General features: G+C 58.5%; 10 protein-coding genes. 8 read left to right on the top strand and 2 right to left on the bottom strand.

Features of this window, described 5'->3' with window-relative positions; genetic code table 11:
• Positions 1-79: 79 nt before the first annotated feature.
• Together VLM75_08270 and VLM75_08275 are read right to left on the bottom strand one after the other, a co-directional pair.
• Positions 80-739: a DUF2461 domain-containing protein gene (locus VLM75_08270; protein HSV96913.1), complete on the bottom strand. Its 660-nt coding sequence runs from the start codon at positions 737-739 to the stop codon at positions 80-82.
• Positions 736-1,137 carry a DUF5329 domain-containing protein gene (locus VLM75_08275; protein ID HSV96914.1) on the bottom strand — a complete coding sequence of 134 codons (402 nt, stop codon included), beginning with the start codon at positions 1,135-1,137 and terminating at the stop codon, positions 736-738. Before VLM75_08275 ends, VLM75_08270 begins: the two co-directional genes overlap by 4 nt.
• 341 nt (positions 1,138-1,478) lie before the next feature.
• Here VLM75_08275 and VLM75_08280 point away from each other — a divergent pair, with 341 nt between their 5' ends.
• The 8 genes from VLM75_08280 to VLM75_08315 form a co-directional block, all read left to right on the top strand.
• A complete protein-coding gene (locus tag VLM75_08280; protein ID HSV96915.1) occupies positions 1,479-2,984 on the top strand; it encodes a sodium/solute symporter in 1,506 nt (501 codons plus the stop codon).
• Positions 2,977-3,180, top strand: coding sequence for a hypothetical protein (locus VLM75_08285; protein ID HSV96916.1), 204 nt, complete (start codon positions 2,977-2,979; stop codon positions 3,178-3,180). The genes VLM75_08280 and VLM75_08285 overlap by 8 nt, the downstream gene beginning before the upstream one ends.
• A 64-nt stretch (positions 3,181-3,244) precedes the next feature.
• Complete coding sequence (locus tag VLM75_08290; GenBank protein ID HSV96917.1) at positions 3,245-5,170, top strand: tetratricopeptide repeat protein; 1,926 nt, start codon at positions 3,245-3,247, stop codon at positions 5,168-5,170.
• 43 nt (positions 5,171-5,213) lie between these two features.
• Positions 5,214-6,572 (top strand): APC family permease, encoded by a 1,359-nt coding sequence (locus VLM75_08295; protein ID HSV96918.1) that lies wholly within the window; start codon positions 5,214-5,216, stop codon positions 6,570-6,572.
• A complete protein-coding gene (locus tag VLM75_08300; GenBank protein HSV96919.1) occupies positions 6,565-7,671 on the top strand; it encodes a pyridoxal-phosphate dependent enzyme in 1,107 nt (368 codons plus the stop codon). Before VLM75_08295 ends, VLM75_08300 begins: the two co-directional genes overlap by 8 nt.
• 186 nt (positions 7,672-7,857) lie before the next feature.
• On the top strand, positions 7,858-8,352 hold the full coding sequence (locus VLM75_08305) for a hypothetical protein (protein HSV96920.1): 495 nt from the start codon (positions 7,858-7,860) through the stop codon (positions 8,350-8,352).
• A 52-nt stretch (positions 8,353-8,404) separates the two neighbouring features.
• Positions 8,405-9,790, top strand: a complete 1,386-nt coding sequence (nusA, locus tag VLM75_08310) for a transcription termination factor NusA (GenBank protein ID HSV96921.1) — start codon at positions 8,405-8,407, stop codon at positions 9,788-9,790.
• 83 nt (positions 9,791-9,873) lie between these two features.
• The coding region (locus tag VLM75_08315) for a hypothetical protein (GenBank protein HSV96922.1) at positions 9,874-10,432 on the top strand (559 nt) is incomplete at its 3' end.

Below are 10,432 nucleotides of genomic sequence, written 5' to 3' on the forward strand. Positions count from 1 at the left end.
TTTATTAAAGACAATATACCGAAAGAACGCTCGTGCGGGTCGCATTCGGGATAAATAAATTGTTAACTTTTATACCGTGTCAGAGCCCCATCACTTCGTTAAGATAGGCGTTGAACTTCCGCATCGCCATAAACGCCTCAATGCATACCGAGGCAAACTCCTTCGAGAGAACGGTCTTTTCGCTTACCTCCCGGAACACCATGTAGTGCTTGTACTTCAATAGTTCGATATCGGGATGGTCCCGCGGGAATCCCTTCGGCGCCGTAACGAGCGTCTCCCCCGACAGCCCGCCGAAAAGCCTCACCAGCGCCGGCGCGGCGATGATTTTCTTGAACGGGCCCGGGTCGCGCGCGATCGCCGTGCGGATGGCGAGAAGCAGCGGGCCGGGGGGCATATAGATGCCGCCCGAAACGAAACAGTTTCCGGGCTCGATGTGCAGGTAGTAGCCGGCGCCGGGCGTCGCGCGGCCGCCGCTTTTCATGAACGATCCGAAGTTCGTCTTGTATGGCGTTTTTTCCCTAAAGAACCGTGTGTCGCGGAAAATGCGGAAAAGACAGTCCTCGGCCTCCACGCCCGTTACGGTGTGGTCGAATTTTGAGATTTCACCGAGCAGAAGCGTGACGAATTCTCGCATGTTTGTGCGCGCATCGTCGTAGAGCGGGCGGTTGGCGTGGAACCATTCGCGCGAATTGTTCGCTGCGAGTTTTTTAAGAAATTCAAGCGTCCGTCTGTTGATCATGGTGCCTTCTCCGCGCCGTCTGTGTTTTTTACGTCGATTTCGGCAAGCCGCGTACGCAACCACTTTCCTGCCTCGACCGTTGAACCGTCAGGGAGGCGTACAAGATAGGGTCTGCCGGTCGATGACGAGCGGGTGGCGCAGTAGTCGATAAACTGTTCGGCCGTTTTAACTCGCCCGCCGGCGCGGTCAAGCTTCATTTTCAGATGCGCCCTGGCCTCGCGCGCCGTGTATGAGGCGCCGTTGCGGATAAACGCGAATCCCGAACGCTCGAGTGCGTTGAGCAGGGAATGTATGCGACCACGTTCGAGCGGATCGATATCGGCCGCGCCTGAATGGTGGGGCGGGATGAGCGCAGCCAGTGCGATGGCAAAAGCAAGACATGCGAGTGGTTTATTCATGCTGCTTGATAGCACATTTGACTGGGGAATGCAACAAGACTATTGAAGTGCGGTGTCTGCCCGGGTAAAAAGAATAACAATGGCGGCGGATAACGCGTGGCTTGTCGTCGGCGAGGGGCGTCGCGAGGCCGCCGCTTCCCTCCTGAACATGTTGATGGTGAAGGCGTCTTAATTTGAAGGAGTGGGTTTCCCCGGCCCTGAAGTCACGCCTGGAGGCGGGAAGCCGCGCCCTGTAAATTTTTGCGGTGCCCCGAATCTTTTAATACTTGCGCTTGGTGTTATTGTCGACATATTATTCCCAACCTCGTCCGGGGAAATTACGGAACGGCAGGGGCGTGCACGTGGAAAATCTCCTCTCTTTCACCCGTACCGACGTAAGCTGGATCGATCTGGGACTCCTTTTCATTTATCTTTCCGGTATCACCGTGTACGGCTATCTGTTTAAAAACCGCGTGCATACCTCGCGCGATTATTTCCTCGCGGGCAAAAGCCTGCCGTGGTGGATCATCGGCATGTCCATCATCGGGACGAACATCGGATCGAACGATTATGTCGGGGGCGCGGGGGGAGCGTACCGCATCGGTATTGCGCAGGCAAATTTCGAATGGATCGGAGCCATCCCGGCCATGATCATCGCCGCATTCATCTTCATCCCGTTCTACTGGCGCGCTGGCGTCTTCTCGATCCCCGAGTATCTGGGCAGGCGCTACTCCGAACCCGTACGGGTTATCGCGGCGCTCATCCTTAGCCTGTTCTCGGTGCTGATCGTAGGCGTGTTCCTTTGGGCCACCGCGCTCATGCTTCAGACTTATCTGGGCTGGCCCGTACTCCTCAGCATTGTCGTTACCGCCGGGGTCGTCGGTCTGTACACGGTCTCCGGGGGGCTCGCGGCGGTGGCCTATACGGACGCGGTGCAGCTGGTCATCATGTTCGCCGGAGCGGTGGTGGTTGCGGTGATCGGCATCAACGCGGCCGGCGGGGCGGTCAATTTCGCGACACAGCTTCAGGAGCGGTTCCCCGATCACCTGCACGCTTTTCTTCCGTCCACGCATGATGAATTTCCCTGGCCGGGGGTGCTCATGGGCCTGGGCCTGGTTTTGTCGCCGGCATACTGGTGCACCAATCAGGCGATCATGCAGCGCTGTCTCGGCGCAAGGACGGAGTGGGACGGGAAGGCGAGTATGATGTTCGCCGCGATGGCCAAGACCTTCGTGCCCCTGCTCATCGTGCTTCCGGGCTTTTTCGCCCTGCTCATGGCGCCGGAACGCCTTGGGGTGTCGGACCAGGCGCTCCCGTGGGTGGTGAAGAACCTGCTTCCTCCCGGAGTGTCGGGGCTCCTTTTCGTCGCCTTTATTGCGGCGCTGCAGTCGTCGATTTCATCCACGCTCAATTCGGCTTCGGTGATGGTGACGCGGGACATCCTGGGTGTGATGCGGAGGAAAAGCCTGGGTGACGCGGCGGAACTGAGGCTGGGCAGAATTATTACGATCGCGGCACTCGCGGCCGGAATCCTCTGTGCGCCGCTTACCGCTCAGTTCAGGGGGATATACGTTTACGTACAGCAGCTTCTTTCATTTTTTCAGGGGCCGGTGTTCGCTCTCCTGTTGATGGGTATTCTGTTTAATCGGATCACGCCGCGGGCCGGTCTCTGGAGCCTGCTGCTCGGGCTTGCGTTCGCGGCCCTGCTGGGGTTTGCCGGGCTCAACATGCTCTACATGGCCTTCTGGAGCTTTGTGATGTCGGTCGCACTCCTCTTCGGGATCAGTGCGTTTACAAAGCCGAAGAGCGCATCCGAACTTGAAAACCTTACCTATACATCGGTGGTGAAGGAGGCGGTCGATGTTTGACTGGATACACACTCTTCCCCTGTGGACCGCCAAGGTCGGGGCCATGCTGCTCTTCGCGGGCGTGCTTGCGATGGTGTGGAGCATGCCGAAAGATTTTGTATACTTCGGCGCGCCCGACAGGGGACGCTGGAGGGACCTTCGCGTGTGGGCCACGGTACTTCTTGCGGTGCAGTGCGGGATATATTATGCGTTTTAGGCCTTTTTCGGGAGTTTCCGGCGCGGCGTTGCTGATAATGCGGGCCGTACCGGTCTTTGTTGTGATGTTAGCGGCAGCGCAGCCGGCGATATCGGAGGATTTCTTCTCGTACAGCCTAATGGCCGCCGGTGCGCGGGATCCGGAAACGAAGATCGGGTACTGGACGTCCGCGATAGAAAACTGGACGGTGGACGCGGGAGAGTTTCCCCTGTCCCGTGCCTTTTTCAACCGCGGTACCGCGTACGCGCGTATGGGGATGACGAAGAGGGCGATCGCCGATTATGACCGGGCCGTCGCGGCCGATCCGCGTTTCGCGAAGGCATACAATAATCGCGGGATACTCCGCTGGGCCTCCGGCGACCGGGATGGCGCGATCGCCGATTATGAGAGGGCAGTCGCGGCTTCTCCTTCGTTTTTCGAGGCCTATTACAACCGCGGGATAGCTCGCTCGGCCATGGGGGACCACCACCTCGCAATCGACGATTACACCAGGGCCGTTTCGATCTCGACGCGTTACGCGAAAGCCTATAACAACCGCGGGATAGCGCGGGCCGCGATCGGAGAGTACCCCGATGCGATCGCCGATTATAAACGGGCCATCGAGATCGACCCGAACGATCCCATCTTCTACAACAACCGGGGCGTCGTCCTCGTGCGAATGGATCGTCCCGATGAAGCGCTGGCTGATTTTTCCCGGGCCCTTGCTTTAAATCCCTCGTATACCGCAGCGCGCAGAAACAGGGGAATAGCCAATCATCTTGCCGGTAAGTACGGAGCGGCCGCGGAGGATTACCGCGAGGTGCTGATGCAAAACCCCGGAGACAGGGAAATAGACATGGGCCGGCGGCGCGCCCTCGCCGGGGAAAAGCTGCCTCCATTGACGGTGACGGGGGATGAAACTCGAGCGACAGGTCGCGTTCTCTCTCCGGATGAAAAGAAGAGAATCGGCCCGTTCGCGCGTCAGGGCGGCGCGCGAACGGGCATGCGCGAGCCTGGCCCGGAGGAGAAGCGCGCTGCCGTTACGCATTATGAACGGGGCAGAGCGCTCGCGAAAAAGGGAAGACTGGTGCCGGCGATAGCGGAGCTCTCGCGGGCGGTACGGCTTAACCCCGATGAAAGTGGGGTGTATGTGGAACGCGGAAGGCTCCACGCGCAGCGGGGAGACCTAATGAAGGCCGGAGAAGACTACGACAGGGCGATCGCACTCGGGCCGGAGAGCCCGATACAGTACTATAATCGCGGCATAATTCTGTATAAAAAAGGACAGTACGCTCGCGCAATAGAGGATTTTACGCGCGCCATAATACTCGATCCCGCTGATCCCGAATCGTACAACAACCGGGGCAGCGCCCGCCTTGCCGCCGGCGAGCCCGGCGAGGCTGTCCGCGATTACTCCCGTGCCCTGGGTCTGCGGGGCGATTACGCCCGTGCCTACGCAAACCGCGGTGTGGCCATGTTCTATCAGGATGATTTTCCAGGGGCACTCGCCGATTTCAACAGCGCGCTCCGTATCGATCCCCGGGAAGGAATGGCGCTCCATAACAGGGGGATCATCCACTATGTGCTGGGCGACCGCGGAGGCTCGCTTGACGATTTCAACGCCGCCATTGCGCTCGATCCGGGCAATTCGTATTCGCGGATATGGCGCCTGGCCATCGCCGCCGGATCGTCGGACGCTGGAATGGCCGCTTACATGGCGCAGGAACGCACGCGATACGCCCGGCATTCCCCGTCGTGGCCGGTGGCGCTTATGCGTGGTTTTCTCGGTATCGTTCCAGACGCGGAGCTTTTACGAAAAGCATCCGCCGTGAATGATGCACGGCTGGCGAAGAGAAGGCGGGCCGAGGCGTTGTATTATCTGGGTCTGCGAAAGAAGATGATCGAAAAAAAGAAAGGGCAGGCCATGGACTATTTTAAGAGAAGCCTGGCGGAGGACTCATCCATGGTCCACACCGGTCGTCTCGCGCGCTTTGAGGTGTCGGGCGGCTGAGCACCGGAAAGGTGATTTCACACAACCACTCAAGGAGGCGGTCATGGCGGTCAGCGGATTGAAACGGGTGCTCGGTCTCCCCGAGGTGTCGTTTATCGCGATAGGATGCACCATCGGCGGGGGGATCTTCGTCTTCACCGGCATCGTACTCAAGATAGTCGGCAACACCCTGCCGCTGGCCTTCGCCATGGCTGTGGTCCCAGTTCTTATCAGTATGCTGCCGCTGGCCATGCTGGGGTCGGCCATCCCGGCGACCGGCGCAAACTACAAGTATCCCAGCCGCATGGTGTCGCCCGGCCTGGCCTTTGTGGGCATGTGGGTGTATATCCTGGCATCCTTCTTCGGGCAGATCCCGCTGTACGCGCTGAGCTGCGCCCGATATATAGGCATGCTGGTCCCTGGAGTGCCCGTGGAACTAACTGCCGTGGCGATCCTTACTGTTTTTTTCATCGTCAATCTGCTCGGCGTAAGGCCGGCGGCGTGGGCGCAGGGCCTGATGGTGATCGTTTTGATCAGCGCGCTGGTGTTCTACTCGGTTACGGGAGCCACGGCGTTCAATCCCGAAAACCTCAGGGGAATGTTTGAAAAGGGCGCAGGGCCCCTCATGCTGGGGGTGGCGCTGCTCACCTTCACCTATCTTGGCTCAAACGCGATCATCGAGCTGGGGGACGAGATAAACAACCCGGGCAAGGTGATTCCTCGGGCCTTCTTTATCGCCTTTCCCGTGGTTGCGGTACTCTATGTATTCGTGGCGCTCGCAACGGTCGGCGCGGCCCCGATTGAGACGCTTCTGAGCTCGAAAGACCCGATGTTCGAAGTCAGCGGGGCGTGCGCGGGCGGGGCGGGCAGACTTTTCTTCATATTGGGCGGTGCGGTGCTCGCGCTCCTGACCACGCTTAACGCGCTTTTCATGGTTGGGACCAAATCGCTCCTTGTCGTCATAGACGATCGTATTCTCCCCGGCTGGCTCGGGGGACTCAACAGGCGTTTTGGAACGCCGCACATCCTCCTTTCGCTGATCTACGCGTGTTCGGTCCTGGGGGTACTGTCGGGGCTTCCCCTGGAGACCTTCGCCTCTTACGCCGCGCTGGGGGGGATGATAATCTTCGTCCCGGTCCTCATCGCGTCGCTCAGGCTTCCGCACCTTTACCCGGAACGGTATGAGCGTTCCCAGTTCAAGCTGAGGGGATTTTTGCTCTGGTTCTGCCCTGTCGTGGGTTTCCTTATGGTTGCCTTTTTCAGCGCCGTCATCCTCGCCGATTTGAAAAGCCCGGTGAAGATCGGTCTCTTCGGCGCGTTTATTCTGTCGGGGATTATATACTATATGGCCAGGAAGCGTTTGCTGCTGCGTGAAGGCGTGGATCTGGGTTTAATAAAGGGAAGGAGTGACTGGAGTGACTAATACCGATCAGATATTGCCATTGTTCCATAAATACCCGGAGTTGGGAATCAATATCCCCCGGGTTTCGCTTGGTGCGTTTCCAACGCCCGTACACCGGTTAAGCGGGTTCGATTGTGAGAACCTGTGGGTCAAGCGCGACGATCTGAGTTCCGCCATATATGGCGGAAACAAGGTGCGCAAGCTCGAGTTCATACTTGGCGACGCCGAAAAGCGAAACAGGAGGGAGGTGGTGACCATCGGCGGTATCGGGACCAACCACGGCCTGGCGACGGCCATCTATTGTCAAAGGCTCGGGATGCGGTGCACGCTTCTGTTGTTCAAGCAGCCGGTTACGAGTTATGTAAAACGCAACCTGCTCCTGTACAGGTATTTCGGCGCCCGGACCGTCTTTAGGGGGTCCCTGCCCAAAACGGTGCTTGCCTATTATCTGACGCATCGCCTGTTCCATCCGGCCGCCCGGTATGTTTTTGCCGGTGGTTCGAACGTGCTCGGCACCATAGGTTTTGCTAACGCCGCTTTCGAGCTTCGACGGCAGATAGAAGAAGGGCAGATGCCCGAACCGCACTACATCGTCTGTCCCCTCGGCTCGAACGGCACCCTCGCGGGTCTTGCATTGGGGGTGCGCCTTGCCGGGCTGCGCTCAACCGTCGTAGGCGTACGGGTGACGGCGTCGCACCTGGGCCCTGTCCCGGTGTCGACCCCCGGCGCGGTCGCAAAGCTCATGGCGGAAACGCTCCGCTTCCTGCGGCGGAAAAGCCCCGCGGTCAAGGAGGTGAGCACCGAGGCGCCGGAGGTGCTGGACGAGTATTTCGGAGAAGGGTACGGGTGTCCGACGGCCGCCTGCTGTGAGGCGATCGATATAATGAAACAGCGGGGGAACCTCAATCTCGAGCCCACCTATACCGGAAAGACATTCGCAGCGGTGCTGGACATGGCGCGCCGCAACCGGCGGCGGAGAGATGTCGTGCTGTACTGGCATACCTATAACTCGGTCGATTTATCGCGAGAGGCGGCGTCTGTCGATTATCACGATCTGCCCCGGCCTTTTCACCGTTTTTTCGAAATACCCGAGGTTCCCGTACCGGCCTGTCATGATTAGGGATTTGTCGCCATCCGGAGATATCGGGGTTTCCCCGTCCCGGGGCGGGTGAATCCCCGAAGGCCTTCCCTCCGGACAAAAGCGCGAAATAAAAAAAACTTGAAATTAATGGTAACATTTTAGACTATGTTTGTGGAGAAGTGATTTTTCCCTTTTTCTTAGCGTCTGCCTGCGGATAAGGAGAGAGTGGCCAAACCACTCTCTTTTTTCGATACAAACAGCGGTCCGGAGATGAGCAATCCAGCGGTCAGGGAACAGGTGATGGAGACGGTCAGGGCCGTCGCTGAGGACCTCGGATATTTGGTTTACGAGGCGGGCCTGCTCCTGAAGGGAAAGAACTCGAGCGTTGTCGTTAAGATCGATGGAAGTGCGCCGATCTCCCACTCGGACTGTCAGGCCTTCAGCAGGGAGCTGTCCCGGCGCCTGGACGAGGCGGGTCTGCTCCCGGATTATTCGCTGGAGGTGTCCTCCCCCGGAATACGTCGGCAGCTTCGAAGTGTAGAGGAGTTCGAGCGGTTCAGCGGTTCCCCCGCGAAAGTCATATACCGCGAAGGCGACGAACAGCGCGTCGTCAAAGGGCGGATAGGCCGGGTGGAGGGCAAGATCATCGAGCTTCGCGAGGGAGATAAAGCGATCATGATCGATTTCGATGCGATAAAGAGCGCGAACCTCGAGTTTTAACGCGTGTCACCGGCAGAGGTGGAGAATCATTAACGTGGTGAAGGTTTGAAACATGAGCAACAACTTTTTCGAGGCGTTACACCAGATTGCGAACGAAAAGGGAATAACGCGGGAAACAATCGAGGAAATCGTCGAATCGGCGATGATCTCTGCCTATAAGAAACAGTATGGTTCGAACACCAGCGTTCGCGTGGTTTTCGACCGCGATAAAAACACCGTCAAGATCGTCTCCAGGAAAATGGTGGTCAATTCGCCGAGGAACAGGGCGGAAGAGGTGCACGTTGCCGAGGCCCGGCGGTTCAAACCCGAAGCGCGGCTTGGCGACGAGATGGATGTGGAGGAGAACCCGCTCGAATCGTTCGGGAGGATAGCGGCGCAGACGGCCAAACAGGTGATTGTCCAGAAGATCAAAGAGGCCGAGAAGAACATCGTTTATAACGACTTCAAGGACAAGGAGGGCGATCTCATAAACGGGTACCTCCAGCGTAAGACGAAGGACGCTATTTTCGTGGATCTCGGGAAGACCGAGGGAATTCTCCCGGCGCGCGAGCAATCGCCGCTTGAGCATTTCAAGACCGGTGAGCGCATCAAGGCGCTTGTGCTTTCGGTACAGAAAAACACCAAAGGGCCGTCAGTGGTGCTGTCGAGGGCAAACACCAAGTTTATACAGAAGCTTTTCGAGATGGAGATCCCCGAGGTGTATGACGGGATTGTGCAGATCGTCAACATCGTGCGCGAGCCCGGCCTTCGCACCAAGGTCGCCGTGGTCAGCGAACGGGACGACGTGGACGGAGTGGGCGCCTGCGTCGGTATGAAGGGCATACGGATACAGTCCATCGTGCGCGAGCTCGAGGGCGAGAAGATCGATGTGGTCGAGTGGGTTGACGACCGACGGATAATGGCGGCGAACGCGCTTACGCCCGCACGCGCCAAGGAAGTCATGGAGACCAGAACCGGCGGGGTGATCGCCGTCGTCGAGAAGGAACAGTACAAGCTGGCTATCGGCAAGGCGGGACACAACGCGCGGCTTTCGGCGAGGCTCTGCGGGTTCGATATTGATATCAAGACCGAGGAGCAGTATCGTGAGTTCCTGAGCTCGAGTGAGTCCCGGGCAATGGTGGAGCAGCTCTTCGCGAGCAAGGACGTTGAAGAAACGCCGATCGATGAACTGCCGGGTCTCGACAGCCGGACCATCAAGCTCCTGGAGGCGGGAGGGCTCTTCTCGGTCGAAGATCTGGTGGAGACGTCGTTAGACGATCTCATGAAGATCGACGGAATCGGCGAAAAAACCGCCAAGAAGATAATGGACATCCTCGCGGAATCAATCGATTTTGAGGAAGAAACGGAGGGGGGAGAGGCGGAAGAAGGAGAACGGCAGGAAGAAGCGGGTGAAGCGGAGACGGCGGAGGCCGTTGACGAAGCGGATGCGGAGAAATAATGGCGCGAGAATGTGCGACCAGACCGCGAAAATGAACGGGACCGCGTTCTTCCGAAAATTCAATAGGTAGAAGCAAGGTGCAAATGAAAGCAATTGATATTGCAACCACAAATCATGTAACAGAAGAAGATATTCTTACCATTTGTAAAGACCTGGGAATAAGCTGTGCCGGGATGGATGCCGAGTTCTCCGAAAGGGACGTTTTCCTGGTGCAGAAAAAAATAGAAGTGATCAAGGAGCAGCGGGCGAAGGCCGCAAGGGAGCTTCTCGAGCGGAAGAACGAACGCAGCGAAAGACCGGGCGCGAAGATCAAGCTGAAGCGCAAGGTGACCGTTTCGAAGGAACTCATCAGGGAAAAGATGGAGAAGGACGAGGAAGCCGCGGCGGCTCCCCATCCGGTAACGGAGCAGATGGAAGAGGCTACGAAAGCCGCTTCCACTCCTCCGCGCGAGGAAAGGCGTGCTCCAGCCGCGGGCAGGCCCGCTACGGGACGCTCCGATCAGCGGCCCCAGGCGGCGGGTCGACGGCCTGATTCACGGCCCGCACCGAGGAGCGACGCCGCCCGCAGGCCCGGTCCCGGCGCACCGGGGGCAAGGCCCTTCGAAGATCGCAGGCCCGGCCCCAAAGCCCCGCCGCCCAAGG

The organism is Spirochaetota bacterium (genome assembly GCA_035477215.1).
In the GTDB taxonomy this organism is placed as follows: domain Bacteria; phylum Spirochaetota; class UBA4802; order UBA4802; family UBA5368; genus MVZN01.